General features: G+C 64.4%; 23 protein-coding genes. 9 read left to right on the forward strand and 14 right to left on the reverse strand.

Going from position 1 to position 25,063, the window contains the following annotated elements:
• Positions 1 to 4 precede the first annotated feature (4 nt).
• On the reverse strand, positions 5 to 916 hold the full coding sequence (locus LZ012_RS05280) for a LysR family transcriptional regulator (RefSeq protein ID WP_275708289.1): 912 nt from the start codon (positions 914 to 916) through the stop codon (positions 5 to 7).
• A 105-nt stretch (positions 917 to 1,021) separates the two neighbouring features.
• Between LZ012_RS05280 and LZ012_RS05285 the strand changes: the two genes are divergently transcribed.
• From LZ012_RS05285 to LZ012_RS05295, 3 genes are all read left to right on the forward strand, one after another.
• Complete coding sequence (locus tag LZ012_RS05285; RefSeq protein ID WP_275708291.1) at positions 1,022 to 1,729, forward strand: pirin family protein; 708 nt, start codon at positions 1,022 to 1,024, stop codon at positions 1,727 to 1,729.
• Between the two features lie 29 nt (positions 1,730 to 1,758).
• Positions 1,759 to 2,313, forward strand: coding sequence for a flavodoxin family protein (locus LZ012_RS05290; protein ID WP_275708293.1), 555 nt, complete (start codon positions 1,759 to 1,761; stop codon positions 2,311 to 2,313).
• A 78-nt stretch (positions 2,314 to 2,391) separates the two neighbouring features.
• Positions 2,392 to 3,192 carry a response regulator gene (locus LZ012_RS05295; protein ID WP_275708295.1) on the forward strand — a complete coding sequence of 267 codons (801 nt, stop codon included), beginning with the start codon at positions 2,392 to 2,394 and terminating at the stop codon, positions 3,190 to 3,192.
• Here LZ012_RS05295 and LZ012_RS05300 read toward each other — a convergent pair.
• The 12 genes from LZ012_RS05300 to LZ012_RS05355 form a co-directional block, all read right to left on the reverse strand.
• Positions 3,170 to 3,718 carry a hypothetical protein gene (locus tag LZ012_RS05300; protein ID WP_275708297.1) on the reverse strand — a complete coding sequence of 183 codons (549 nt, stop codon included), beginning with the start codon at positions 3,716 to 3,718 and terminating at the stop codon, positions 3,170 to 3,172. The genes LZ012_RS05295 and LZ012_RS05300 overlap by 23 nt on opposite strands.
• Positions 3,715 to 4,395, reverse strand: a complete 681-nt coding sequence (locus LZ012_RS05305; protein WP_275708299.1) for an exo-alpha-sialidase — start codon at positions 4,393 to 4,395, stop codon at positions 3,715 to 3,717. The genes LZ012_RS05300 and LZ012_RS05305 overlap by 4 nt, the downstream gene beginning before the upstream one ends.
• A gap of 70 nt (positions 4,396 to 4,465) precedes the next feature.
• Complete coding sequence (fba, locus tag LZ012_RS05310) at positions 4,466 to 5,530, reverse strand: class II fructose-bisphosphate aldolase (RefSeq protein ID WP_275708301.1); 1,065 nt, start codon at positions 5,528 to 5,530, stop codon at positions 4,466 to 4,468.
• A 43-nt stretch (positions 5,531 to 5,573) separates the two neighbouring features.
• Positions 5,574 to 7,007 carry a pyruvate kinase gene (gene pyk / locus LZ012_RS05315; protein ID WP_275708303.1) on the reverse strand — a complete coding sequence of 478 codons (1,434 nt, stop codon included), beginning with the start codon at positions 7,005 to 7,007 and terminating at the stop codon, positions 5,574 to 5,576.
• A gap of 69 nt (positions 7,008 to 7,076) precedes the next feature.
• Positions 7,077 to 8,261, reverse strand: a complete 1,185-nt coding sequence (locus LZ012_RS05320; protein WP_275708305.1) for a phosphoglycerate kinase — start codon at positions 8,259 to 8,261, stop codon at positions 7,077 to 7,079.
• A 21-nt stretch (positions 8,262 to 8,282) separates the two neighbouring features.
• A complete protein-coding gene (locus LZ012_RS05325) occupies positions 8,283 to 9,320 on the reverse strand; it encodes a type I glyceraldehyde-3-phosphate dehydrogenase (RefSeq protein WP_275708308.1) in 1,038 nt (345 codons plus the stop codon).
• Between the two features lie 178 nt (positions 9,321 to 9,498).
• Positions 9,499 to 10,527 (reverse strand): type I glyceraldehyde-3-phosphate dehydrogenase, encoded by a 1,029-nt coding sequence (gene gap, locus LZ012_RS05330; protein WP_275708310.1) that lies wholly within the window; start codon positions 10,525 to 10,527, stop codon positions 9,499 to 9,501.
• Positions 10,528 to 10,561: 34 nt separating this feature from the next.
• On the reverse strand, positions 10,562 to 12,568 hold the full coding sequence (gene tkt / locus LZ012_RS05335; RefSeq protein ID WP_275708312.1) for a transketolase: 2,007 nt from the start codon (positions 12,566 to 12,568) through the stop codon (positions 10,562 to 10,564).
• A gap of 110 nt (positions 12,569 to 12,678) precedes the next feature.
• On the reverse strand, positions 12,679 to 13,341 hold the full coding sequence (locus LZ012_RS05340) for a hypothetical protein (protein WP_275708314.1): 663 nt from the start codon (positions 13,339 to 13,341) through the stop codon (positions 12,679 to 12,681).
• Positions 13,342 to 13,384: 43 nt separating this feature from the next.
• Positions 13,385 to 14,401: a class 1 fructose-bisphosphatase gene (locus LZ012_RS05345; protein WP_275708316.1), complete on the reverse strand. Its 1,017-nt coding sequence runs from the start codon at positions 14,399 to 14,401 to the stop codon at positions 13,385 to 13,387.
• A gap of 33 nt (positions 14,402 to 14,434) precedes the next feature.
• Positions 14,435 to 16,915: an EAL domain-containing protein gene (locus LZ012_RS05350; RefSeq protein WP_275708318.1), complete on the reverse strand. Its 2,481-nt coding sequence runs from the start codon at positions 16,913 to 16,915 to the stop codon at positions 14,435 to 14,437.
• 98 nt (positions 16,916 to 17,013) lie between these two features.
• Entirely contained in the window at positions 17,014 to 17,568 is a 555-nt protein-coding gene (locus LZ012_RS05355; protein ID WP_275708320.1) for a thioredoxin family protein, read from the reverse strand.
• A 41-nt stretch (positions 17,569 to 17,609) separates the two neighbouring features.
• Between LZ012_RS05355 and LZ012_RS05360 the strand changes: the two genes are divergently transcribed.
• From LZ012_RS05360 to LZ012_RS05375, 4 genes are read left to right on the forward strand one after another with little or no spacing between them, the layout of a single operon-like run.
• The gene (locus LZ012_RS05360) at positions 17,610 to 18,347 is read left to right on the forward strand and encodes a 16S rRNA (uracil(1498)-N(3))-methyltransferase (protein WP_275708322.1); all 738 of its coding nucleotides are present in this window, start codon (positions 17,610 to 17,612) and stop codon (positions 18,345 to 18,347) included.
• Positions 18,348 to 18,350: 3 nt separating this feature from the next.
• On the forward strand, positions 18,351 to 19,856 hold the full coding sequence (pap, locus tag LZ012_RS05365) for a polyphosphate:AMP phosphotransferase (protein WP_275708325.1): 1,506 nt from the start codon (positions 18,351 to 18,353) through the stop codon (positions 19,854 to 19,856).
• On the forward strand, positions 19,853 to 21,172 hold the full coding sequence (gene argA, locus LZ012_RS05370) for an amino-acid N-acetyltransferase (protein ID WP_275708327.1): 1,320 nt from the start codon (positions 19,853 to 19,855) through the stop codon (positions 21,170 to 21,172). Before pap ends, argA begins: the two co-directional genes overlap by 4 nt.
• A gap of 29 nt (positions 21,173 to 21,201) precedes the next feature.
• Positions 21,202 to 21,474, forward strand: a complete 273-nt coding sequence (locus tag LZ012_RS05375) for an oxidative damage protection protein (RefSeq protein WP_275708329.1) — start codon at positions 21,202 to 21,204, stop codon at positions 21,472 to 21,474.
• Positions 21,475 to 21,570: 96 nt separating this feature from the next.
• Here LZ012_RS05375 and LZ012_RS05380 read toward each other — a convergent pair whose 3' ends face one another.
• Complete coding sequence (locus LZ012_RS05380) at positions 21,571 to 22,143, reverse strand: GAF domain-containing protein (RefSeq protein ID WP_275708332.1); 573 nt, start codon at positions 22,141 to 22,143, stop codon at positions 21,571 to 21,573.
• 443 nt (positions 22,144 to 22,586) lie between these two features.
• Between LZ012_RS05380 and LZ012_RS05385 the strand changes: the two genes are divergently transcribed.
• Positions 22,587 to 23,090: a DUF3015 family protein gene (locus LZ012_RS05385; protein ID WP_275708335.1), complete on the forward strand. Its 504-nt coding sequence runs from the start codon at positions 22,587 to 22,589 to the stop codon at positions 23,088 to 23,090.
• Positions 23,090 to 25,060, forward strand: coding sequence for an Lnb N-terminal periplasmic domain-containing protein (locus tag LZ012_RS05390; RefSeq protein ID WP_476728682.1), 1,971 nt, complete (start codon positions 23,090 to 23,092; stop codon positions 25,058 to 25,060). Before LZ012_RS05385 ends, LZ012_RS05390 begins: the two co-directional genes overlap by 1 nt.
• Positions 25,061 to 25,063 lie beyond the last annotated feature (3 nt).

Raw genomic sequence — 25,063 nt, forward strand, 5'->3', positions numbered from 1 at the left:
TGTTTTACAGGCCGTCCATCAGAGCCTGGATGACCGTCCGCTCGGCCAGCCGCTCAAGGAACCAGCTAAGCGCCTGCCCGACGTGGCGGCTGCGCCAGGCGATATTGATCGGGAATTCCTGGCGTGGCTCGGTCAGCGTTTTTTCGACCAGCCGGCCGGCGGCGATTTCCGGGTCGGCCAGCCAGCGGGGCAGGTGGCCGATGCCCAGGCCGGCGACCTGGGCGCTCGCCTTGGCCCGGATGTCGGGGACGCGCAGGATGTCCTGGCCTTCGATCAGGCCGACGGTGCGGGCGGCAAGCTCCTGTGAGGTGTCGGCGACGACGATGGCGCGGTGGCGCATCAGTTCGCTGCCCGGAATGGGGCCGGGCCAGGCGGCGAGCGGGTGGTCGGGGGCGATGGCGAAGACGAAATCGCTGCGCGTGCCCAGCGGCCGGCTGGCGATGCCGCTGCGCGCCGGCACGTCGCCGGGGGCGCCGATGGCAAGGTCGGCGCGGCCGGTGGCCAGGGCATCCCAGGTGCCGCCGAGCACTTCGCCGGCAATCCGGATCTGCGTCGGGTGGCCGGCAGCGTAGAAGTCCTGCAGCAGGGGAAACAGCCGTTCGGCCGGAATGATGGCGTCGAGCGCGATGCGCAGTTCGGCCTCCCAGCCGTCGGCGATACGCTGCACGCGGCGCTCGAGATCGCTGGCGGCGCGCAGCAGGTGGCGGCCGTCCTCGAGCAGGGTCAGGCCGGCGACATTGAGCGTGGCGCGCCGTCCCTCGCGCTGGAACAGTGTGACGCCGAGGTCGTCCTCCAGCTTGGCGACGGCGTGCGACAGGGCCGACGGGACGCGGTGCAGGGCGGCCGCTGCCGCGGTGAAGCTGCCGTGGCGCTCGATGGCATCGAGTATCTGTAGCAATTCAAAGGAAATTTTCATGTGAAATTTATTGAACGATATGTCTAAAACTATTCGTCATTTAGACACGAACTCTAGGCCTATTATTGAAACAAAGCTATACGATTAATTCACAAAGGAAATACGATGATTACCGTGCGGCCTTCCGGGCAACGTGGCTACGCCGACCATGGCTGGCTGCGGGCCAAGCACAGCTTTTCCTTCGCCGACTATTACGACCCGGCCGAGATGGGCTGGGGCGCGCTGCGTGTCATCAACGAGGACCGCGTCGCGCCGGGCACCGGCTTCGGCCGGCATGGTCATCGCGACATGGAAATCGTTACCTACATCTTGTCCGGCGCGCTGGAGCACCAGGACAGCCTGGGTAACGGCGGCGTCATCCGGCGCGGCGAAGTGCAGCGCATGACGGCCGGCAAGGGAATCCTGCATAGCGAGTTCAATCCATCGGCGGACGAGGAAGTCCATCTGTTGCAGATCTGGATCGAACCGGCGGTGCATGGCACGCCGGCCAGCTACGAGCAGCAGGCGCTGCCGGTCGACGCCATGCGCGGCCGCTGGCGGCTGGTCGCCTCGCCGGATGGCGCCGACGGCAGCGCCACCATCGGCCAGGATGCACGCCTGTCGGCCACCGTCCTGTCGCCCGGCGAGGCGCTCGGCTATGCGCTGGCCGCGGGCCGCCTGGGCTATGTGCATGTCGTGCGCGGCCATCTGGCGTTGAACGGCATCGCGCTGGCCGCCGGCGACGGCGCCAAGATCGGCGAGGAAACTGAGCTGCACTTCGCCGCCGACGACGAGGCCGAGATTCTGCTTTTCGATTTGCCCCCGACTCACTAAGAAATTTTAATTCCCGAAAGGAAAACAGCATGAGCAAGACAGTCGTCGTTTATCACTCCGGTTATGGCCACACCGAGCGCGTCGCCCAGCACGTGGCCGACGGTGCCGAAGCCGAACTCGTCGCCATCGACGCCGAAGGCAATCTGCCGGAAGGCGGCTGGGACAAGCTGAATGCCGCTGACGCCATCATTTTCGGCACGCCGACCTACATGGGCGGCCCGAGCTGGCAGTTCAAGAAATTCGCCGATGCCTCGTCCAAGAACTGGTATGGCCGCGCCTGGCAGGACAAGGTGTTCGGCGGTTTCACCAACAGCGCCAGCCCGGTCGGCGACAAGGGCACGGCGATGATCCAGTTGCAGACCCTGGCCTCGCAGCACGGCGGCATCTGGGTCAGCCTCGGCATGCTGCCGGCCAACACCAAGGCCGCCACGCATAACGACAGCAACCATCTCGGCGGCTCGGTCGGCCTGCTGGTCCGTTCGCCGTCCGACGCCGGCGTCGAGGAAATCCCGCAGGGCGATCTCGATACCGCCAAGGCCTACGGTCAGCGCGTCGCTCGCCTGGCCGCCCGCCTGCGCGGCTGACCACCCGCTGCGCCGGTGCTTTCAAAGCGCCGGCGCACTGCTATAGTGCAATCATTCCCCTTCGTTTCGGAGTGATGCATGTCCCTGACTACCTCCCTGGCCGACCTGTCGGTTTTGCTGGTCGAACCGTCGTCCATGCAGGCGCATCTGGTACAGCGCATGCTGGAACATCAGGGGGTAGGGAAGGTGACCGTGGTCGATACGGCGAAAGCGGCGCTGGCGGCGCTACGGGCTCAGTACGACAACATGGTGGTGATCAGCAGCCTGTATCTGCCCGATCTGCCTGGTACCGAGTTGGTGGCCGCCATGCGCGCTGAAGCGGAACTGGAATCCGTGCCATTCATTCTGGTCTCCAGCGAAACCCGGCCGCAGGTGCTCGAACCGGTGCGCCAATCCGGCGCCTGCAGCATCGTCGCCAAGCCGTTCAACGAGCAACAGCTGTCGCGCGCCCTCTATGCTGCTGCCGATTACCTGAATCCGCCGCAGGACATCGATGTTGCCGAAATCGAGAACCTGCGCGTGCTGATTGTCGATGACAGCCTGGCCTCGCGCCGCCACCTGCACCGCCTGCTTACCGAACTCGGTATCGAGCGCATTACCGAGGCGGCCGACGGCAAGGAGGCGGTCAGCCTGCTTGAACAGGCCATGGTCGATCTGGTCATCACCGATTACAACATGCCGGAAATGGATGGCCGCGAGCTGGTCGAATACATCCGCACCCAGAGCTGGCAGGCAGACGTGCCGATCCTGATGGTGACCAGCGAACAGAACATGGGGCGCCTCGCCGCCGTCGAGCGGGCCGGCGTTTCCGCCATCTGCGACAAACCGTTCGAGGCTGGCAGCATCCGCCGCCTGATCACCGATTCCTTGACGCGATAAAGCGGACGGCCCCCTGGCGCAGCACGACGGCCAGGGCGAGCAGGACCAGCAGCGGATCGAGCAGCGCCTGCCACAGGTTGGCGAACAGGCCGCCGGCATAGGCCAGCAGGGCTATGGCGAGGATCAGCAGCCAGGTCGTCTGGTTTTTCCAGCACAGGGCTACTCCGATGGCCAGCAACGCAGCCAGCAAGGGCCAGGGCTGGTAGCCAAGGGCGTACATGTCGCCGGGCAGCCAGCCGGCCGCGGACAGATAGAGGCCGACTGCCGTACCCGGTACGGCGGCGGCCGGCCAGCGACTCAGCGGCGATATTGGCGCTCCGCTCAACTGCAGCACGGCCAGGCAGAGCAGCGTCGTCGACGGCGGTCCGAAGAAGGCCAGCATGAGCGGGGCGATGCCGATCATCAGCGACAGCGCCGTGGCGGCCAGTGCGACGCGGGCGCGGAACATCCCGAACGGCAGCAGCGCGGTCAGCGCGCCGAAGACCAGGGCATGCGCGAGCAGGCCGTAGGCGGCTTCGATGCTCATGGCCGGGCCGCTTCCGGCGGCGCTGCCGCCATCGGCAACTGCAGTTTTTCAATGACCTGCCCGGTCGCCGCCAAGCGCAGCCAGGAGCCTTCCGGAGCCAGGGGCAGCAGCAGGCCGCCATCAGCCAGCGGTTTCGGTACTAGACCGAGGTTAGGGCCGAAGCCGCCGAAGGGGCCGCTTTCCAGGCGTTCGGTCCGGCTCCAGTTGCGCCCGCCGTCGGTCGACATACTGTGCATGATCGACGCTCCCGTCCCGCGACGCAGTGGATAGGCCTCGTACCACAGGTGCAGCCAGCCGCCCTCGGCCCACAGGATGGGGTGGCCCACCCCTTGGGCGTGCATGAAGGCGGCCGCCGCCGTGCTCTCCCGGCTGGCGATGCGGCCGATTTCGCGCCAGCCCTTGCCGTCGCGGATGGCGAGCCAGATGGCGGCGCTTTCGGCGTCGCCATTGCCCAGCCAGGCCACGGCCGGCCGACCATCGGCCAGGCGGGTCAGGCTGGCGCGGTGCGGCGAATTGCGGGCGGCCGGCGGCAATTCGTCGGCAGCCAACTGTAGGGGGGGAACGGCTTCCGGCACCGGGGGCGGTGCGGCGGGAATGCGCCAGCCGGCCGCGACCAGCCCGCCTGCAAAGAGGGCGATGGCTAGCCAGCGGGGGGGGGCGACGAAGCGCTCAAGCATCGTGGCGAGCGAATCCGGGGCGAGAAAAAGGCCGCGTGGCGCGGCCTTTTCGGGGATGCTTCAAGGTCGTTCAGCGAACGATCTGGTTCAGTTCGCCCTTGGCGTAACGCTCGGCCATCTTGTCGAGGGCGACGGCCTTGATCTTGCTGGCCTGGCCGGCGGTACCGAAGGCTTCGAAGCGGGCCAGGCAGATTTTCTTGGCGGCTTCGCGGGCCGGCTTCAGGTAGTCGCGCGGGTCGAACTTGTCCGGATGCTCGGCCAGGTAGCGGCGGACGGCGCCGGTCATGGCGAGACGGATGTCGGTGTCGATATTGACCTTGCGCACGCCGTGCTTGATGCCCTTGACGATTTCCTCGACCGGTACGCCGTAGGTTTCCTTCATGTCGCCGCCGAATTCGCGGATTTCGGCCAGCAGTTCCTGCGGCACCGACGACGAGCCGTGCATGACCAGGTGGGTGTTCGGGATGCGGGCGTGGATTTCGGCGATGCGGTCGATGGCCAGGATGTCGCCGGTCGGCTTCTTGGTGAACTTGTAGGCGCCGTGGCTGGTGCCGATGGCGATGGCCAGCGCGTCGCAGTTGGTCTGCTTGACGAAATCGGCGGCCTGCTCGACGTCGGTGAGCAGGTCTTCGCGGGTCATGTGGCCTTCGGCGCCGTGGCCGTCTTCCTTGTCGGCCTTCATCGTTTCCAGCGAGCCGAGCACACCCAGTTCGCCTTCGACCGAAACGCCGATAGCGTGGGCGAATTCGACCACCTTGCGGGTCACTTCGACGTTGTATTCGTAGCTGGCGACGCTCTTGCCGTCGGCCTGCAGCGAGCCGTCCATCATCACCGAGGTGAAGCCGGAACGGATGGCGGCCATGCACACCGCCGGGCTCTGGCCGTGGTCCTGGTGCATGACGATGGGGATGTTGGGGTAGGCTTCGAGGGCGGCCAGGATCTGGTGGCGCAGGAAGGGCTCGCCGGCGTATTTGCGGGCGCCGGCCGAGGCCTGCATGATGACCGGAGCGTCGACCTGGCTGGCCGCTTCCATGATGGCCCAGACCTGTTCCATGTTGTTGACGTTGAAAGCGGGCAGACCGTAGCCGTTTTCGGCGGCGTGGTCGAGCAGTTGGCGCATGGAGACGAGCGGCATGGGGAACTCCTGTTCGGTAACGTGTTTAGCTGATTATTCTATTTTAAAGGATTTGGTGCTCGCCGACCCGGACGATCTTCAGCGTGTTGGTGCCGCCGGCAGTGCCGATCGGCTCGCCGATGGTGAGCACGATCAGGTCGCCCTTTTCGACGACGCCGCGGTCGATCAGCAGCTGTTCCGCCTCTGCCAGCAGCCGGTCGCGGTCGCTGTGCTGCTGCGTCATCTGCAGCGGGTAGACCTCGCGATAGAGGGCCATGCGCGCTACCGCATCGGCATCCGGAGTCAGCGCGTAGATCGGCACGCCGCAATTGATGCGGCTCATCCACAGCGCGGTCGACCCGGACTGGGTCAGGGCGGCGATAGCCTTGACCTTGAGGTGGTGTGCCGTCCAGATCGCCGCCATGGCGATCGACTGGTCGATGCGGGTGAACACCCGGTCGAGGAATTCGCGGTCGAGGGTGACTTCGGCCGAGCGCTCGGCCTCGACGCAGATACGTGCCATCGATTCGACGACCTCGACCGGGTACTTGCCGGCCGCCGTTTCGGCCGACAGCATGACCGCATCGGTGCCGTCGAGCACGGCATTGGCGACGTCGGAGACTTCGGCGCGGGTGGGGACCGGGGAATGGATCATGGACTCCATCATCTGCGTCGCGGTGATGGTTAGTTTGTTGCGGTCACGGGCCAGACGGATCATCTTCTTCTGCAGGGCCGGCACCGACGCGTCGCCGACTTCGACGGCGAGGTCGCCGCGGGCGACCATCACGCCGTCCGAGGCGTCGAGGATTTCCTCTAGGTTGGCTACGGCCTCGACGCGCTCGATCTTGGCGATCAGCACGGCATTGCTGCCGGCGGCACGCAACAGCTGGCGCGCCATGTACATGTCGGCGGCGCTCTTCGGGAAGGACACGGCAACGAAATCGACGCCGATCTGCGCCGCCGTCTTGATGTCGTCCATGTCCTTGGCGGTCAGCGCCGGTGCGGTCAGGCCGCCACCCTGGCGGTTGATGCCCTTGTTGTTTGACAGCTCGCCACCGACCAGTACCCGGGTGTGGATTTCCTGGCCACGAACACTCAACACTTCCAGCTTCAGGCGACCGTCGTCGAGAAGCAGGATGTCACCAGTGACGACGTCCTTGGGCAAGTCCTTGTAGTCGAGGCCGACGCGTTCCTGGTTGCCGAGCATGCAGGCAGCGTCGAGGATGAAGTTGTCGCCGACGGCCAGCGTGATCTTGTTGCCGTCGAACTTGCCGACGCGGATCTTCGGCCCCTGCAGGTCGCCGAGAATGCCAACGGTGCGCCCGAATTTGGTGGCGGCAGCGCGGATGCCGTCGGCGCGCGCCTTGTGGTCCTCGGCCGTGCCGTGCGAGAAATTCATGCGCACGACGTCGATGCCGGCCTGCACCATGCGTTCGAGGACTTCCGGCGCCGACGAGGCGGGGCCCAGCGTGGCGACGATTTTGGTATGGCGGGACATGTCTCTTCCTGTATGTTTTGTGGGTGCAGCACCGTCGGTCTCGGGGCGAGACCGACGGCAGGGTATTGCTTACTTGGCGGCTCGCTCTTCGAGTACGGCGATGGCCGGCAGGGTCTTGCCTTCGAGGAATTCCAGGAAGGCGCCGCCGCCGGTCGAGATGTAGCCGACATCTTCGGCGATGTGGAACTTGGCGATGGCGGCCAAGGTGTCGCCGCCGCCGGCGATGGAGAAGGCCTCGGAGTGGGCGATGGCGGAGGCCATCATCTTGGTGCCGCCGGCGAACTGGGGCAGTTCGAAAACGCCGACCGGGCCGTTCCAGACGATGGTGCCGGCGTTGGCGATGATTTCGGCCAGCTTGGCAGCGGTCTTCGGGCCGACGTCGAGGATGCGGTCGTTGGCATGCACGTCATCGACCGAGATCTTGTTGGCGCGGGCCAGGGCCGACACTTCGTCGGCGACGACGACGTCGGTCGGCAGCGGCACGTCGGCGCCGCGCTGCTTCATGATGTCCATGATGGTGTGGGCTTCCTTGACCAGATCTGGCTCGGCCAGCGACTGGCCGATGCGCTTGCCGTCGGCAAGCAGGAAGGTGTTGGCGATGCCGCCGCCGACGATCAGCTGGTCGACCTTGTCGGCCAGCGACTTGAGGATGGTCAGCTTGCTGGACACCTTGGAGCCGCCGACGATGGCGACTAGCGGCCGCTTCGGGTTGTGCAGGGCCTTGCCCAGCGCGTCGATTTCGGCGCCCATCAGGATGCCGGCGCAGGCGACCGGGGCGTACTTGGCGATGCCGTGGGTGGTGGCTTCGGCGCGGTGGGCGGTGCCGAAGGCGTCGTTGACGTAGACGTCGCACAGCTTGGCCATCTTCTGGGCCAGGTCGTCGTTGTTCTTCTTTTCGCCCTTGTTGACGCGGCAGTTCTCGAGCAGGACGACTTCGCCCGGCTTGACCTCGAAACCGCCATCGACCCAGTCGGCGATCAGCCGCACCGAGGTGTGCAGCATCTGGCCCAGGCGCACGGCGACCGGCATCAGCGAATCTTCCGGCGTCATCTCGCCTTCGGTCGGACGGCCGAGGTGGGAGGTAACCATCACGGCGGCGCCTTTTTCCAGGCAGTACTTGATCGAGGCCAGCGAGGCGCGGATGCGGGTGTCCTCGGTGATGTTGCCGGCTTCGTCCTGCGGCACGTTGAGGTCGGCGCGGATGAAGACGCGCTTGCCGGAAACATCGAGGTCGGTCAGCTTGATGACGTTCATGGGTTATCTCCTGAGTTTTGGTTAGGTTGGATTCGTGGGCCAGTGGTGCGACCAGTGGTCGGCCACTTCGAGCATGCGGTTGGCGAAGCCCCATTCGTTGTCGAACCAGACGAAGAGGTTGACCAGGTGGGTGCCGGCGGTGCGCGTCTGGCTGCCGTCGACGATGGCCGAATGCGGGTCGTGGTTGAAATCGATCGAAGCGTGCGCCGCCTCCGAATAGGCGACGAACTGCTTGAGCGGGCCGCGCGCCGCGTTGGCGAGCAGGGCGTTGATGCTGTGCGCCGAGACCGGGCGCTGGGTGCTGAGGGTCAGGTCGATGGCCGAGACATTGGTGGTCGGTACGCGGATGGCCTTGGCCTGTACCCGGCCGGCCAGTTGTGGCAGCAGGCGCTCGACGCCGCGGGCCAGCCCGGTCGACACCGGGATGATGGACTGCATGGCGGAGCGGGTGCGGCGCAGGTCGTCGTGGTGGTAACCGTCGATCAGCGGCTGATCGTTCATCACCGAATGCAGGGTGCTGAGCAGGGCCTGCTCGATGCCGACCTCGCGGTCGAGCAGGTCGAGCAGCGGGACGATGGCGTTGGTCGTACAGGAAGCGGCGGAGACCAGACGCTCGTTGCCGTTCAGGCTGTCCTGGTTGATGCCGGCGATGATGGTGGCGTCCACGTCGTCGGCGCTGGCGCCGGGGTGTGACAGCAGCAGGCGCGGGCAGCCGGCGTCGAGAAAGCGGCTCAGTTCGCTGCGCCGGCCATAGGCGCCGGAACACTCAACGATCAGGTCGATGTCGCCCCAGCGCACCTCTTCCGGCGTGCGCGCATGGCTGACCCGGATGGCGCGGTTGTCGATCAACAGCTGGCCGTCCACCGCTTCGACCAGGCCGGGGAAGCGGCCGTGCGTCGAATCGTAGCGGGTCAGGTAGGCCATGCTTTCCAGATTGGCCGGCTCGTTGATGGCAACGACCTGCAGGTTGTGCGCGACCGGGGATTCGAGCAGCGCGCGCAGGAAACAGCGGCCGATGCGGCCGTATCCGTTGATGGCAAGTCGTTTGGGCTTCAGCAACTGACGTGGCGGCCGGGGCCGGCTCCTTCTGGGCGGCTTCGCTCCCGGCGGCAACGGCGCGGCGGGCGAAACTGCGGTTGATCTCGAACTCCCGCTGGGCAGTGGGCTACTTTGAATTTCTCCAGCTTGAAACGACTCGCCCCGCAAGTGCGGGGCGAGGGGTACTGCTTATTTTTGCTTACTTGGTGGCCATCCAGGCGCGAGCGGCGTCCAGCATGCGGCAGGAGTAGCCCCACTCGTTGTCGTACCAAGCCAGCACCTTGACCAGCACGGAACCGTCGGCGCCCTTGATGACGCGGGTTTGCGTCGCGTCGAAGGTGGAGGACACGGTGGTGTGGTTGAAGTCGGAGGAGACCAGCGGCTCGTTGTTGACGGCCATCACACCCTTCAGCGGGCCGTTGGCAGCGGCGGTCATCAAGGCGTTGATTTCTTCCTTGCTGGTTTCGCGCTCGGCGGTAAAGGTCAGGTCGACCAGCGAGACGTTGATGGTCGGCACGCGCAGCGAGAAGCCGTCGAACTTGCCGGCCAGTTGCGGCAGCACCAGGCCGACGGCCTTGGCGGCACCGGTCTTGGTCGGGATGATGTTGGCGGCAGCGGCGCGGGCGCGGCGCAGGTCCTTGTGGCGGACGTCGACGGTGACCTGGTCGTTGGTGTAGGCGTGGATGGTGGTCATCAGCGCCTGCTTGATGCCGACGCTCTCGGCCAGCACCTTGGCGACCGGGGCCAGGCAGTTGGTGGTGCACGAAGCGTTGGAAACGACGGTCATGTCGGCCTTCAGGGCGCCTTCGTTGACGCCGACGACGATGGTGGTGTCGACGTCGTCGCCGCCCGGGGCGGAGATCAGCACGCGCTTGGCGCCTTGTTCGAGCAGGGCCTGGGCCTTGGCTTTGGTGGTGTAGGCGCCGGTGCATTCGAGCAGCAGGTCGACGCCGTGCTTGGACCAGTCGATGTCCTTCGGGTTCTTGGTCGAGTAGAAGGGGATCTTCTTGCCGTCGATGATGATGACGTTCTCGCCTTCGGTTTCAACCGAGGTGCCGAAGCGGCCGTGCGTGGTGTCGTACTTCAGCAGGTGGGCGTTGGTGGCCAGATCGCCGGAGGCGTTGATCGCCACGACGTCGAACTCGTTCTGCAGACCTTGCTCGTAGATGGCGCGCAGCGTGCAGCGACCGATACGACCAAAACCGTTGATAGCAACCTTGATAGCCATGAATGTATTTCCTCTCTGCGTTTGAAGTATTGAATCAGGACAGCAGCGCCTTGGCCGTGGACACGACGTTGGCGACGGTGAAACCGAACAGTTCGAACAGCTGGCCGGCCGGGGCAGACTCGCCGAAGCGGTCGATGCCGACCACGGCGCCGTGCAGGCCGACGTACTTGCGCCAGAAGTCGGAATGGGCGGCTTCGATGGCGATGCGCTTCTTGCAGCCGCCGAGCACGGCGGCCTTGTAGTCGGCGCTCTGGCGGTCGAAGACGTTGGTGCAGGGCATCGACACGACGCGCGCCTTGATGCCTTCGCCGGCCAGTGCGGCCTGGGCGTCGAGCGCCAGCTTGACTTCGGAGCCGGTGGCGATCAGCGTGACCTGGGCTTCGCCGTCCGCTTCGGACAGCACATAGCCGCCCTTGGCGATGTCGGCGTCGGCGATCTTCTGGGTAACGGTCGGCAGATTCTGGCGGGACAGGGCGAGCACGCTCGGGCCGTCGCTGCGCTCGACCGCCGAAATCCAGGCGATGGCGGTTTCGGTGGCGTCGGCCGGGCGCCAGACGTCGAGGTTCGGGATGATGCGCAGGCTGGGGATGTGCTCGACCGGCTGGTGGGTCGGGCCGTCTTCGCCGAGGCCGATGGAGTCATGGGTGTAGACCATGATCTGGCGCTGTTTCATCAGCGCCGCCATGCGGATGCCGTTGCGGGCGTAGTCGGAGAAGACCAGGAAAGTCGCGGTGTAGGGCAGCAGGCCGCCGTGCAGCGCGATGCCGTTGGCGATGGCGGTCATGCCGAATTCGCGCACGCCGTAGTAGCAGTAGTTGCCGCCCTCGGTCCGGGTGACGCCCTTGCTGCCCTTGACGAAGGTCAGGTTGGAGCCGGCCAGGTCGGCCGAACCGCCGAAGATTTCCGGCACGGCCGGGACCAGCGCGGCGATGGCGTTCTGCGAAGCCTTGCGGGTGGCGATGTTTTCGGCCTTTTCGCGGCAGGCGCCGACGTAGGCGGCCTTGGTCGCTTCCCAGTTGGCCGGCAGCTTGCCGTTGATGACGCGGCGCTCGAACTCCGCGGCTTCGGCCGGGAAGGCGGCGCGGTAGGCGGCGAAACGGGTATTCCAGTCGCCTTCGGCCGCGGCGCCGTCGGCCTTGCGGTCCCAGGCGGCGTAGACGTCGGCCGGGATTTCGAACGGGGCGTGTTCCCAGCCGATGTATTCGCGGGCGGCGGCGATTTCGTCCTTGCCGAGCGGGGCGCCGTGGCAGTCGTGCGAGCCCTGCTTGTTCGGGGCGCCGGCGCCGATGGTCGTCTTGCAGCAGATCAGGCTCGGCTTGTCGGTCACCGCCTTGGCGGCGAGCAGGGCCTGTTCGACGGCTTCGGCGTCATGGCCGTCGACGTTGGCGATGACGTGCCAGCCGTAGGATTCGAAACGACCCGGGGTGTGGTCGGTGAACCAGCCTTCGACGTGGCCGTCGATGGAGATGCGGTTGTCGTCCCAGAAGGCGATCAGCTTGCCCAGGCCGAGGGTGCCGGCCAGCGAGCAGGCTTCGTGCGAGACGCCTTCCATCAGGCAGCCGTCGCCGAGGAAGACGTAGGTGTTGTGGTCGACGATGGTGTGGCCCGGCTTGTTGAACTCGGCGGCCAGCACCTTCTCGGCCAGCGCGAAGCCGACGGCGTTCGTAATGCCTTGGCCAAGCGGACCGGTGGTCGTTTCGATGCCCGGGGTGTAGCCGTATTCCGGGTGGCCCGGGGTCTTGGCGTGTAACTGACGGAAATTCTTCAGGTCGGCGATGCTGACGTCGTAGCCGGTGAGGTGGAGCAGGGAGTAGATCAGCATCGAGCCGTGGCCGTTGGACAGCACGAAGCGGTCGCGGTCGGCCCATTCCGGGTTGGCCGGATTGTGGCGCAGATGGCGGCGCCATAGCACTTCGGCGATTTCGGCCATGCCCATCGGGGCGCCGGGGTGCCCGGAATTGGCCTGCTGGACGGCGTCCATGGCGAGGGCGCGGATGGCGCCGGTCAGGGGTGAAAACTTGGGGAGGGTGCTGACGCTCATGATCCGGAAATCCAGCCTGCTGAAAAGCCTAAATTATCCGGGAAAACCCTCCTTTTGGGTAGGGCAAGGGGGCAATAAGGCAGGCTTTTCAGGCCTGCCTTTGATCAGTTTTACTGAATCTTGGGATCAAAATTAATCATCATCAGGATGCCCTGACCGCCGCCGAAGCTGCCCCCGGTGTAGGCGACGCTGCCCTGGCCGGCATAGACCGCTTCGTAGCGGTGGCTGTCGCCGCCGAAGTAGAAGGGAATCCAGGCCTTGGCCGTGACGTAGGCGCGAATGTTCGACGTCACGCCGAGGATGCGCTCGACTTCGGATTGATGCATGCCGATCTGCAGGCGCGCCCACTTGCTGCCGGCCGGAATCGTGCCGTAGACCTCGCCTTCAAAGGTGCCATCCTTGGACTTCATGGCGCACGGGTTGCAGGTCTTGCCGACGGTGCTGTTGGTGGCGGCGGCCGGTGCCGGTTCCGGTTTGGCAGCCGGCTTGGCCGGCTCGGCAGCCTTGGTGGCGGCCGTCTTTGGCTTGGCCGGTTCACAGTCCTCGGGAGGCGTATCGGCCTTGTCGGTCTTCTTCGCCGTCTTTGACTTGCTGGTCTTCTTCTTGGCCGGTTCCGGCGGGCATTCCGGCTTGGCCGGCGCCGCTGCCGGCGCCTGCTGGGCGGCTGCAGCCGGGGCAGCAGCCGTCGTTTCTTCCGGCTTAGCTTCGTTGCTCTTGCAGCCGGCGATCAGCGTGCCGGCGGCCAAGAGCAGGGCAAGGGTGAGTTTGGTCATCGCGGTCGTTCCATGACGTTGTCGAGTGGACAAATGTAGCAGGTCAGACGGCGTGATAGCCAGTGACGCGCTCGACTTCGTTCATCGAGCCGAGGATCACCGGCACGCGCTGGTGCAGGTTGCTCGGCTCGATGTCGAGGATACGCTGGCGGCCGGTGGTGGCGGCGCCACCGGCCTGCTCGACCAGGAAGGCCATCGGGTTGGCTTCATACATCAGGCGCAGCTTGCCGCCCTTGTCCTTGAGCTTGCTGTCCATGGGGTACATGAAGATGCCGCCACGGGTCATGATGCGATGTACGTCGGCCACCATCGATGCCACCCAGCGCATGTTGTAGTCCTTGCCGAGGGGCCCTTCCTTGCCCGCCTGCATTTCGGCGACGTAGCGCTGGACCGGGGCTTCCCAGAAGCGCTGGTTGGACATGTTGATGGCGAATTCCTTGGTGTCGGCCGGAATCTGCACGCCTTCCTGGGTCAGGATGAACTGGCCCTGTTCGCGATCCAGCGTGAATACGACGACACCGTCGCCGACAGTCAGCACGAGCAGGGTGGTCGGGCCGTAGACGGCATAGCCGGCCGCGACCTGCGCGGTGCCCGGCTGCAGGAAGGCCTGTTCGGCGGCTTCCGGGGTGCTCAGGTCGGCGCCTTCCGGACACTTGAGGACCGAGAAGATGGTGCCGATCGAGACATTGACGTCGATGTTGGACGAGCCGTCGAGCGGGTCGAAGGTGAGCAGGTATTCGCCTTTCGGGAAGCGGTGCGGCACCAGGTGCGGCAGGTCCATTTCCTCGGAGGCCATGGCGGCGAGGTGGCCGCCCCATTCGTTGGCGTCGAGCAGGATGTCGTTGGACAGCACGTCGAGCTTCTTCTGCGCTTCGCCCTGCACGTTGTCGCTGCCGGCCTCGCCGAGCACGCCGCCGAGTCCGCCCTTGCCGATGGCGATGGAAATGGCCTGGCAGGCGCGGGAAACGATTTCGATCAGGAACTTCAGGTCGCCGGTGAGGACGCCCTTGTTGCGTTGTTCTTCGGTGAGGTAGCGCGCCAGCGTGCGTTGCTGTGCCATGGGAACTCCTGCGTCAATGACAAAGGCGCGATTTTACTCCGCGCGTTGCTTGGCGTGCAGGAAGGCGAAGGCGGCAGCACTGTTGAGCGGCTTGCTGAACAGGTAGCCCTGGACTTCGTCGCAGGCGTTCGAGCGCAGCAGTTCGAGCTGGTCCTCGGTTTCCACCCCTTCGGCGATGACGCGCAGGCCGAGGGAGTGGGCCAGCGCGATGGTGCCGAAGGCGATGGCCCGGTCGTTCAGGTCGTGCTCGATGTCGGCGACAAAGGAGCGGTCGATTTTCAGGTGGTCGATGGGGAACAGCTTGAGGTAGGCGAGCGACGAATAACCGGTGCCGAAGTCGTCGATGGCGAGCGTGACGCCCATGCGGCCGAGGCGTTCGAGGATCAGGATGGCCTCCTGTGGGTTCTCCATCACCGAGCTTTCGGTAATTTCCAGCTCGAGCAATTCGGGCTGCAGCCCGGAGGTGATCAGCGCATTGGCCACCGTTTCGCAGAAATCGCGGCGCCGCAGCTGGCGGGCGGAGACGTTGACCGCCATGCGCATCGGCTTGAGGCCGGCCTTGATCCAGCGAGCCATTTCCTGGCAGGCGGTGCTCAGCACCCAGTCGCCGATGTCGACGATCAGGCCGGTTTCCTCGGCGATCGGGATGAAGCGGGCGGGGGAGATCAGGCCGTCGGTCGGATGGTGCCAGCGGAGCAGGGCTTCGACCCCCGTCGGCTCGACGCCGGGGGCGCTGAACTGGGGTTGGAAGACCAGGCTCAGTTCGTTGCGGGCGATGGCATGGCGCAGCTTGCCCTCGATGTTCAGGCGCTCGGCGGCGGACTGGTTCATTTCCGCGGCGAAGAACTGGTAATTGTTCCGGCCGGCCGCCTTGGCGTGGTACATCGCCGTGTCGGCGTTCTTCAGGATGACATCGCCGTCGGGGCCGTCGTCCGGGAAGATGCTGATCCCGATCGACGGGCTGGTGTGCAGGTCGTGGCCGTTGGCCTCGATCGGGGTGGACAGCGCGGCCGTGATCTTGGCGGCGACGGTGGCCGCGTCGGCCGGCGTGACGATGCCGGGCAGGATGACGACGAACTCGTCGCCGCCGAGGCGGGCGACGAAATCGGTTTCGCGCAGCAGGTTGGACAGGCGACAGGCCACCTCGCGCAGCATTTCGTCGCCGACCTGGTGGCCGAGCGTGTCGTTGATGATCTTGAAACGGTCGAGGTCGAGGAACATCAGCGCCACTTTCCAGTTGTGGCGGCGGGCTTCCGGCAGCAACTGGGCGAGGCGCATGAGCAGGGACAGGCGGTTGGGCAGGCCGGTCAGCGCGTCATGCTGGGCGATATGGCGCATTCGGTCCTCGGCCTGCTTGCGCTCGGTGATGTCGGCCAGAATCCAGACATAGTGCGCCGGCATGCCGCTCTGCGGATCGTCCACCCGGTTGATCCGGGCGCCAGCCGGGAAATCCTCGCCGGACTTCTGGGTGACGGCCAGTTCGCCGTTCCATGAGCCGCGCTGGGCCAGCTGGCTGGCCATTTCCTCGGGGGTGTGGCCTTCGTCGAGGTCGATCAGCCCGAAGACGGTCTGGCCGATCAGTTCGAACGGTTCGTAGCCGGTCATCTCGGTGGTGGCCGGGTTGATCGACAGGATGCGGTGGGCATCGTCGGTGAAGATGATGCCGGCCGGCGTGTGGGTATAGACCTTCTGCGCCAGTTGCTCGCGCTCGGCGCTGTGGCGGCGTTCGGTGACGTCAGTGTACACCGTGACGAAACCGCCCTCGGCCAGCGGCACGCCCCTGACTTCGAGGATCTTGCCGTTGGGTCGGGTGCGCTCGAAGCGATGATTGATCGCATGGGTCGAGCGCGAGACCAGACTCTGCACGATTTGATCGGAGTCGCCTGGGCCATACTCGCCGCGCTCGGCATTGAAGCGAAACAGCGCTTCGAGGTGGGTGCCCGGCGTGGCCAGGTCGGCCGGGAAGTCGAGCAGCCGGGCGAATTCGGAATTGCACAGTTCGAGCACCGAGTCGCGATTGAACAGGCTGACCGCACTGGGGATGCTCTCGAGGACGGTGTGCAACTGCTCGTGCTGCTTGTGCAGCGCCATTTCGGCCGCCTTGCGCTCGGTGATGTCGGTATAGGTGGTGATGAAACCGACCAGTTCGTCGCCGATATGCAGCGGTTCGCCCTGCACCAGGTGGGTGTGCCCGTTCGGGCGCGTGCGCTCGAAGCAATGCGCCTCGAATTTGCGGGCCAGTTCGGTGATGCGCCGGACATGGGTGTCGACGTCGCCGGGGCCGTATTCGCCCCGCGTGGCGGGAATGCGGATCAGATCCGAGAACTCGACGCCTTCGTACACCGCATTGGCCGGCAGGTTCAGGACGTCGATGAAGCCCTGGTTCCACACGCGCAGGCGCAGCTGTTCGTCGAAGACGCTGATGCCTTGCGGCATGTTCGATACGACGGCCTGCAGGTAAGCCAGCTGGCGCTGGATGTCGCCTGCGGGGGGCGAGGAGGCGTCCGGTGACATCAAATTCGGGGATTTAGTGGGTCAATCGTGAATGATAGCGTAGGGGGTGGGAGCGGGGTAACAAAAACGATATGTTTTGTTAAATATCGCAAATGTTGTCATGTCTGCCATTTAATCGAGCAGCCGATGGAAGCGATTTGCTCGGCCGGTCCACGGCCGCTGGCGGCGATTTGCTGCAGGGCGGCGAACATCTCACGCTTGGCATCGGGCGGCGCCGGGTTGCGTCCCGAGGCATCAAGACGGCCGCGATATTGCAGTTCGAGGCGGGCGTTGTAGCCGAAGAAGTCCGGCGTGCACACGGCGCCGTAGGCGCGGGCAACGGCCTGGGTTTCGTCATATAAGTAAGGGAAAGGGAAGGCGAGTTCAGCCGCCCAGCGTTTCATGTTCTCCGGGGCGTCTTCCGGATAGGCGGCGATGTCGTTGCTCATGATCGCCACGCAGCCGATGCCGAGGCCGGCCAGTTCGCGGCAGTCGCGGATCAGGCGGTCGATGACCGCCTTGACGTAAGGGCAGTGGTTGCAGATGAACATGACCAGCAGGCCGTTCGGGCCGCGGCAACTGGCCAGCGTATGACGTTGTCCATCCGTGCCGGGCAGGTCGAAATCGACAGCCGGGCGGCCGAAATCGCAGACAGGCGGGTTAAGGGCGACCATGATTCACCACTCCAAAACGCATTTCGCCCATAATAGCACCGATGAATTCTCCCCGTTTTTACTGCCGTGAAGCGCTCTCGCCGGGGGCGCACGTTGAACTTCCCGAACCCGTGGCCCGCCACGCGGTGCGCGTGCTGCGCCTGCCGCCAGGAGCGGCGATGGTGCTGTTCGACGGCCGTGGCGGCCAGTATCCAGCGACCATCGAGCGCATCGAGCGCGACCGGGTATACGCCGAACTGGGCGCCTGGGAGGAAGTCGAGTGCGAGTCGCCGCTGGCCATCACGCTGGTCCAGGCGCTGCAGGCCGGCGACAAGATGGATTTCACCATCCAGAAAGCGGTAGAACTCGGCGTGCGCGACATCGTGCCGGTCGAAAGCCGGCGCAGCGTGCTGAAATTGAGTGGCGAGCGGGCCGCCAAGCGCGTCGCGCACTGGCAGGGGGTCGCCGCCTCAGCCTGCGAGCAGTGCGGGCGCAACCAGGTGCCGCTGGTGGCGCCGCTGGAGAAGCTGGAAAGCTGGCTGGCCCGGCCGACGCAGGCGCCGCTGCGCCTGATGCTGGCGCCGGATGCCGAGGACACCTTGTTGTCCATTCCGCCGGCGAAAGAGGTTCAACTGCTGATTGGGGCCGAAGGGGGGCTCGATCCGCAGGAGATGATTGCGGCCAGGCAGTCCGGCTTCCGGGCTGTGCGCATGGGACCGCGCGTGCTGCGCACCGAAACGGCCGGTCTGGCCGCTTTGGCCGTGCTGCAGGCGCTTTGGGGCGATCTCAGGGAGGGGTAAGTCATGTTCGAATCAGCCGAGTTGGGGCACAAGGTCGACAAGAAGACGTTCAAGACCGAGGTTCCGAAACTGCGTGCCGAATTGCTCGATGTGCAGTACGACATGCTGCAGAAAAAGGAATTTCCGGTCGTCATCCTGATTTCCGGCGTCGACGGCAGCGGCAAGGGCGAGACGATCAACCTGTTGTATTCGTGGATGGACCCGCGCCACATCTCGACGCTGGCCTTCGCGGCGCCCTCCGACGAGGAGCGCTCGCGTCCCTACATGTGGCGCTACTGGCGTGCCCTGCCGCCCAAGGGCAAGGTGGGTATCTTTGCCGGCTCCTGGTATTCGCAGCCGATCACCGACCGCATCACCGGCCAGATGCGCCGTTCCGAGCTGGACGAGCGGCTCGACGACATCAACCGCTTTGAGGCCATGCTGGTCAATGAAGGGGCGCTGGTCCTCAAATTCTGGTTCCACTTGTCCAAGGACGGCCAGAAGAAGCGGCTCAAGGCGCTGGAAAAGAATCCGAACACCGCCTGGCGCGTTACCAAGGAAAGCTACGACCGCCTGAAGACCTACAACAAGCTGCAGTCCGTGGCCGGCCATGTGCTGCGCATTTCCAATACCGCTCATGCGCCTTGGATCATCGTCGAAGGCACCGACGACGAATACCGCTCGCTGACCGTTGGCCGCATCGTGCTCGACGCCATGAAGCGCCGCCTGCAGCAGGAAGGCCGCCGGCAGGTGCCGGTGGCGCCGCCCATCCTGCACGCCATCGATAGCAAGAACGTGCTCAGTTCGCTGGACCTCAAGCAGAAGCTGCTCAAGAAAGATTACGAAAGCCAGCTGGCCAAGTACCAGTCGCGACTGGCGGAACTGGTGCGCGATCCACGCTTTGCCAAGCGTTCGCTGGTGCTGGTCTTCGAGGGTTCGGACGCAGCCGGCAAGGGGGGCACCATCCGCCGCATTGGCGCTGCGCTCGACGCCCGGCAGTACCAGATCGTGCCGATTGCCGCGCCAACCGAGGAGGAGCGCGCCCAGCCGTATCTGTGGCGCTTCTGGCGGCATCTGCCGCGCACCGGGCGGGCGACGATTTTCGACCGCTCGTGGTACGGCCGCGTGCTGGTCGAGCGGGTCGAGGGCTTCTGCACCGAAGCCGACTGGCTGCGCGCCTATGCCGAGATCAACGATTTTGAGCACCAGATGGTCGAGTCCGGCGCCATCGTCGTCAAATTCTGGCTGCAGATCAGTGCCGACGAGCAGTTGCGCCGCTTCAAGGAGCGCCAGGACACCGAATTCAAGCGCTTCAAAATCACCGACGAGGACTGGCGCAACCGCGAGAAGTGGGACGACTACGTGTCCGCCGTGTGCGACATGGTCGACCGGACGTCAACCGGCCTCGCGCCCTGGACGTTGGTTGAGGCCAACGACAAGAACTTTGCCCGGGTCAAGGTGCTACGAACGGTATGCGAGCGCCTTGAAGAAGCCCTGAAAGACGACGACGGAAAATACGGCGACAAATGAGCGATACCCCTTACGACGAGCATTTCGTCTCCTGGTTCCGGGCGGTCACGCCCTATATCAACGCCTTCCGAGGCAAGACCTTCGTCATCGCCTTCGGCGGCGCGGCGGTCGAGAGCGAATTTGCCAAGACCCTGGCCTACGACGTCAACCTGCTGGTCAGCCTGGGCATCCGCCTGGTCCTGGTGCATGGCGCGCGGCCGCAGATCGAGGAAGAGCTGCGCGAAAAGAACCTGGACTCGGTCTATCACCGCGGTTACCGGGTGACCGATGCCGAGGCGCTCGATTGCGTGCTCGACGCGGTGGGCAGCGTCTATCTGGAAATCGAGGCCATGCTGTCGCAGGGTCTGCCCAATACGCCGATGGCCAACAGCCGCATCCGCGTCATCGGCGGCAATTTCATCACCGGCCAGCCGATTGGCGTGCTCGACGGCATCGACATGCAGTACGCCGGCAAGGTGCGCAAGGTCGATAGCGAAGGTATCAACGCCCAGTTGGGCCTGGGCAACATCGTGCTGCTCAACTGCGAAGGGCCGTCGCCGACCGGCGAAATCTTCAACCTGCAGATGGAAGAGGCGGCCGAGGCGGTCGCCGTGGCGATCAAGGCCGACAAACTGGTGTACCTGACCGACAGCCGCGGGGTGACCGACAAGGACGGCGAACTGCTCGACGCGATGACGGCCGACGAGGTCGACGACCTGCTGAAGAAGGCCGAATGGCTGTCGCCCGACATCCGCCGCTACCTGCCGTGCAGCATGCGCTCGACGCGGGCTGGTGTCGGCCGGGTGCACCTGATCAGCTACGAGCAGGACGGCGCCTTGCTGCGCGAGTTGTTCACCCATGACGGCGTCGGCACCGTGGTCACCCGGGAATCGCTGGAAAACATCCGCGAAGCCAAGCCGGACGACATCGCCGCGCTGATCGCCCTGATCGAGCCGATGGAGGAAGAGGGCATCCTGGTGCATAGGCCGCGCGAACTGCTCGAGCGCGAAATCGACCGTTTCTCCATCATGCTCCACGACAACATCATCGTCGGCTGCGCGGCGCTCTATTCGCACTCGGAGGAGGAGGCCGAACTAGCCTGCCTCGCCGTGGCGCCCGATCAACGCGAATGGGGATATGGCGAGCAGTTGATGAAGCGCATCGAAAAGCGCGCCCGCAAGGCTGGCGTCAAGCGCCTGTTCGTGCTGACCACGCGCACCGAGCACTGGTTCGTCGAACGCGGCTTCAAGCTCGGCACGGTCGATGACCTGCCGGCCGCCAAACGAGATATGTACAACTATCAGCGGAGGTCCAAGGTCCTATTCAAGACCTTATAATCCCGCCCATCAACCCCACGGAGTTTCACATGGCACGTACCGTCAATTGCATCAAGCTCGGCCGCGAGGCCGAAGGTCTGGATTTCCCCCCGTACCCGGGCGCCCTCGGTCAGCGCATTTTCGACAGCGTGTCGAAAGAAGCCTGGCAGCAGTGGATCAAGCTGCAAACCATGATCATCAACGAAAATCGCCTGAACCTGGTCGATGCCAAGCATCGCAAGTACCTGATGGAACAGGTCGAGAAGCACTTCTTCGGCGAAGGTGCCGACCAGATCCAGGGCTATGTCGCGCCGAAGGCCTGACCGGAGTTTCTGGTACAAACAAAAAACCCGCCGCGGCGGGTTTTTTGTTGTCCGATTTTGCCGGTCGGCATTTGTCCGCGGCCTCCGGTGACGGTGCTAGGCGTAGGCCCTGCTGCTGAGGTCCATGCCGTTGGTCGACACCACGCCTTTTCGGCTGTCGATGAATTGTTGGAGGCTGCCGGTCGGCAAGCCTTGCAACTCGGCTTCGACCATCCGGCCGAGTATCGCCAGGTGTTCGCGCTCCCACTCGCACAGGCGCTTGGGCTGCGGATCGATCAGGCACAGCGTCCCGACATGCTGGCCATTCTCCATGGTCAGCGGATAGCCGGCATAAAAGCGGATGAAGGGTGCGCTGGTCACCAGCGGGCTGTCGAAGACTCTGGCGTCGTTCCGGGCGTCGAAAATCTCCAGGATGTCGTCCTGCAGAATGGCGTGCGAGCAAAAGCCGACTTCGCGCGGCACTTCCTGAACTCCGATGCCATGATGCGACTTGAACCATTGACGATGGGTGTCGACCAGCGTCACCAGGCAAATGCGGACGTTGAATAAGGAAGCGGCGTAGGCCGTGACTACATCGAAACGTTTCTCGGGTGCAGTGTCGAGAATCAGCAAGTCGCGCAGCGTCGCAATCCGTTCGTTTTCGGTCAGGTGTAGTGATGGTTTCAGCATGAGCGGAGTTACGGGCGAGGAGCCGCGAAGGCGGGTTAGCGGAGGGGGTTAAAAACCCCTATGCAATATGAGGGTATTGCATTATGACGTAGGTCACGTCCGGAATGGAAATAGATTTCGATGCTAATCGAAGTCTGCGAACGGTGCCAAGCGGCGTCTCGCTGCCATTGAAGCCTGGCAGGTCGCGATTGCGGCCAGGCAAGCCTGCGGTTCGCTTCGATGGCGATATGACCAGGCGAAGGTTCGCCTGCGGCGTCGGCAAATGACCGTGCGATCGCCGTTTTTACCCCAAGACGACCGCTGGGTGGGCGAATTCATTTGTCCTAGGTCAACGGATGTGCCGATTCGTACTTATCCCAAAGTAATAGCTGTTACATTCCATCGGCGTAATCATTGTCGTGATTGCCATTTAATTAATAACCGACTTTCCTTGGGAGGAAATCATGAGTCGTGCGTTGTTGAAGCTTGCCGCAGTAGCCATTGCCGGATCGCTCAGTTTTTCGGCTTTTGCGCAATCGTCCGCTCCCACCGGCAGTGGTCCCAACCCGTTCTCCGATTGCGGTATCGGGGCTGCCTTGTTCCCGGATACAGCCTGGGCTGCCGTAACCTCCAACGTGATCTGGGACGTCGGCACCACTGCGGTGACTTCGGCCACCATGAGCCCGCAAACCTGCTCGGCCCAGAAGGTCAAGACCGCACTGTTCATTCGCGACACCTACGAACAGCTGGCGGAAGACGTGGCGCGGGGAGAAGGAAAGCACCTGGTGACGGCGCTGGAAATGTTCCAGTGCGGCGAGAATCAACATGGCGCCGCCATCGGTCAAATTCGTGCCGACATGGGCAAGGCCGTGGCCGCGCCCGGCTATAGCGAACAGCAGCATCTCGAACATGCCGGTCAGCTGTACAACATCATCGAAAAGGCTGCCAGCCGTTCCTGTAGCGCTTGATGGCCGCTTTCGGGCTGCCTGGGGGTAATGGCCCGCAATGCTACGAATCCCCGGTCTTGGCCGGGGATTCGCATCTGTCGATACGGCCTGTCTGTCGTCCGCTGTGGCGGACATTCCGCTTCCTGTTCCTTATCCCTTTCGTATGCCTGACCAATGCATACGCTGGCGATCTTTCGCTATTGGCTGCCAGCGCTTCGTGGCACAGGTTGGTGCATTACGAAGCCGAGCGCGGCAGTCCGAGCGGCTTCAGAAGTGCGATCCACAGCCCGGAGTTCTTCCTGGCCGAATACGGCGCCGTCCAACCGGCGGCGGAACTCGAGGCCAGTCTGGCCGCCATGCTGTTGCCGCTTACGGACAATGCGGACCAACATGCCAAATGCCGATTCCCGGCCCGCCTGATCTGGCTCCGGCAGCAATTCCCCGATAAGCGCGACCAGCTCGCCGACATCCATTGCCCCGAATTTGCCGAATGGGGCGACCCCGCAGGCATCGAATCGGTCAGCCTGGTCTTCGCCAATGGCTATCTTGGCAACCCGGCGTCGTATTACGGCCATACCTTTCTGAAGTTCAACCAGCGGAAAAGCGCCAAAAAATCGCGGCTGCTCGATCTGACCGTCAATTACGGCGCGATTCTTGATGGGCACGACGATCCGGTCAGTTACATCATCAAGGGGGTGACCGGCGGCTATGACGGCGGCTTCAGCCCGATCGAGTTCTACTTCCACGATACGACGTATGGCGAAAATGAGCTGCGCGATCTGTGGGAGTACCGGCTCGACCTTCCCGAGGCGGCGACCCGCCTGATTGTCGCCCATGCCTGGGAGGTGATGAAGAAACGCTACGTCTATTATTTCTTCCGGCATAACTGCTCGTTTCGGGCGGCCGAATTGCTGGAAATCGTCGATGGCCTGCAAGTCATTCCGCGCAATCGTCCATGGTTGATTCCGCAAGCGCTGGTCCAGGAGGTGGCGGCCAGCCGTTTCGATGGCCATCCGCTGGTGGCCGAAACGATATTCCATCCATCGCGCCAGTCGCGCCTGTACGCCAAGTACGAAGCACTGGATGGAGAGGCACGGCAGTGGGTCACCCGGATCGCCGGCAAGGCCTTGATGCCGGCCGACCTGACGGAGCAGGAACTGCCCTTGGCCCAGCAACAGGCGGTGCTCGACACCCTGCTCGACTATTACCAGTTCAGTCTCGACCGCGGCAAAAAGGAGGGCAGCTACAAGTCTTCGCCGGAATACACCGCCGCCCTGGCCGCCCGCCTGCAACTGCCGCCCGGTGGCAGCGAGGTAGTGCCGACACGGGCGACATCCCCGGACCAGGGGCGCGCGCCCAGCTGGCTGCAACTCGGGGTCAGCCATTCCCGCGTCGCCGGAACGGCCGCCTTGCTGCGCCTGCGTCCGGCGTATTACGACATCCTCGATGCCGGCAGCGCCCAGGTGAAAAACGGCACACTGAGCATGGGCGAGTTGCAATTGCAGCTTGCCGACGAGCAATTGCGCATACGCCAGTTCGACCTGCTCGCCATCAATAGCATGAATCCGGCGGTAACCGGGTTGCGGGGCGACCGCGGCTTTGGCTGGAAACTCAAGGTCGGCGCCGAACAGGAGAGCGTTTCCTGTAGGGCCTGCTTGGTCGCGCGCGCCCAGGGCGACGTCGGAATCGGGCGCCAATTCAATAGCCAGCTGTTTGCCGCCGTCCATGTCGGTGGCGCGCTCCAGCAATACGGCGATGTCTATGGCCTCGGTTTTGTTCGGGCCAGCGGAACTGTGGTTTTCCGACCTTCGGCACAACTCGGGTTCCAGTTACTGCATGAAGAACGTATGCCCTTGCGTCCTGATCGCCAAATCCACCGGCTCAATTCGCTCGAGGGGCGTTTGGCCATGGGCCATGACGCCGATCTTCGCCTGCTATGGGAAAGCGATGGCCGGTCGAGACTGACGGTGGGCTTGGGACTGTACTGGTAAGGC

Origin of the sequence: Dechloromonas hankyongensis (genome assembly GCF_022012295.1) — a bacterium.
In the GTDB taxonomy this organism is placed as follows: Bacteria; Pseudomonadota; Gammaproteobacteria; order Burkholderiales; family Rhodocyclaceae; genus Azonexus; species Azonexus hankyongensis.

Excerpts from the sequence above, each read along its gene's own strand:
- LZ012_RS05280 (WP_275708289.1), bottom strand. The coding sequence starts at position 916 with ATGAAAATTTCCTTTGAATTGCTACAGATACTCGATGCCATCGAGCGC.
- LZ012_RS05285 (WP_275708291.1), top strand. The coding sequence starts at position 1,022 with ATGATTACCGTGCGGCCTTCCGGGCAACGTGGCTACGCCGACCATGGC.
- LZ012_RS05290 (WP_275708293.1), top strand. The coding sequence starts at position 1,759 with ATGAGCAAGACAGTCGTCGTTTATCACTCCGGTTATGGCCACACCGAG.
- LZ012_RS05295 (WP_275708295.1), top strand. The coding sequence starts at position 2,392 with ATGTCCCTGACTACCTCCCTGGCCGACCTGTCGGTTTTGCTGGTCGAA.
- LZ012_RS05300 (WP_275708297.1), bottom strand. The coding sequence starts at position 3,718 with ATGAGCATCGAAGCCGCCTACGGCCTGCTCGCGCATGCCCTGGTCTTC.
- LZ012_RS05305 (WP_275708299.1), bottom strand. The coding sequence starts at position 4,395 with ATGCTTGAGCGCTTCGTCGCCCCCCCCCGCTGGCTAGCCATCGCCCTC.
- fba (WP_275708301.1), bottom strand. The coding sequence starts at position 5,530 with ATGCCGCTCGTCTCCATGCGCCAACTGCTCGACCACGCCGCCGAAAAC.
- pyk (WP_275708303.1), bottom strand. The coding sequence starts at position 7,007 with ATGTCCCGCCATACCAAAATCGTCGCCACGCTGGGCCCCGCCTCGTCG.
- LZ012_RS05320 (WP_275708305.1), bottom strand. The coding sequence starts at position 8,261 with ATGAACGTCATCAAGCTGACCGACCTCGATGTTTCCGGCAAGCGCGTC.
- gap (WP_275708310.1), bottom strand. The coding sequence starts at position 10,527 with ATGGCTATCAAGGTTGCTATCAACGGTTTTGGTCGTATCGGTCGCTGC.
- tkt (WP_275708312.1), bottom strand. The coding sequence starts at position 12,568 with ATGAGCGTCAGCACCCTCCCCAAGTTTTCACCCCTGACCGGCGCCATC.
- LZ012_RS05340 (WP_275708314.1), bottom strand. The coding sequence starts at position 13,341 with ATGACCAAACTCACCCTTGCCCTGCTCTTGGCCGCCGGCACGCTGATC.
- LZ012_RS05345 (WP_275708316.1), bottom strand. The coding sequence starts at position 14,401 with ATGGCACAGCAACGCACGCTGGCGCGCTACCTCACCGAAGAACAACGC.
- LZ012_RS05350 (WP_275708318.1), bottom strand. The coding sequence starts at position 16,915 with ATGTCACCGGACGCCTCCTCGCCCCCCGCAGGCGACATCCAGCGCCAG.
- LZ012_RS05355 (WP_275708320.1), bottom strand. The coding sequence starts at position 17,568 with ATGGTCGCCCTTAACCCGCCTGTCTGCGATTTCGGCCGCCCGGCTGTC.
- LZ012_RS05360 (WP_275708322.1), top strand. The coding sequence starts at position 17,610 with ATGAATTCTCCCCGTTTTTACTGCCGTGAAGCGCTCTCGCCGGGGGCG.
- pap (WP_275708325.1), top strand. The coding sequence starts at position 18,351 with ATGTTCGAATCAGCCGAGTTGGGGCACAAGGTCGACAAGAAGACGTTC.
- argA (WP_275708327.1), top strand. The coding sequence starts at position 19,853 with ATGAGCGATACCCCTTACGACGAGCATTTCGTCTCCTGGTTCCGGGCG.
- LZ012_RS05375 (WP_275708329.1), top strand. The coding sequence starts at position 21,202 with ATGGCACGTACCGTCAATTGCATCAAGCTCGGCCGCGAGGCCGAAGGT.
- LZ012_RS05380 (WP_275708332.1), bottom strand. The coding sequence starts at position 22,143 with ATGCTGAAACCATCACTACACCTGACCGAAAACGAACGGATTGCGACG.
- LZ012_RS05385 (WP_275708335.1), top strand. The coding sequence starts at position 22,587 with ATGAGTCGTGCGTTGTTGAAGCTTGCCGCAGTAGCCATTGCCGGATCG.
- LZ012_RS05390 (WP_476728682.1), top strand. The coding sequence starts at position 23,090 with ATGGCCGCTTTCGGGCTGCCTGGGGGTAATGGCCCGCAATGCTACGAA.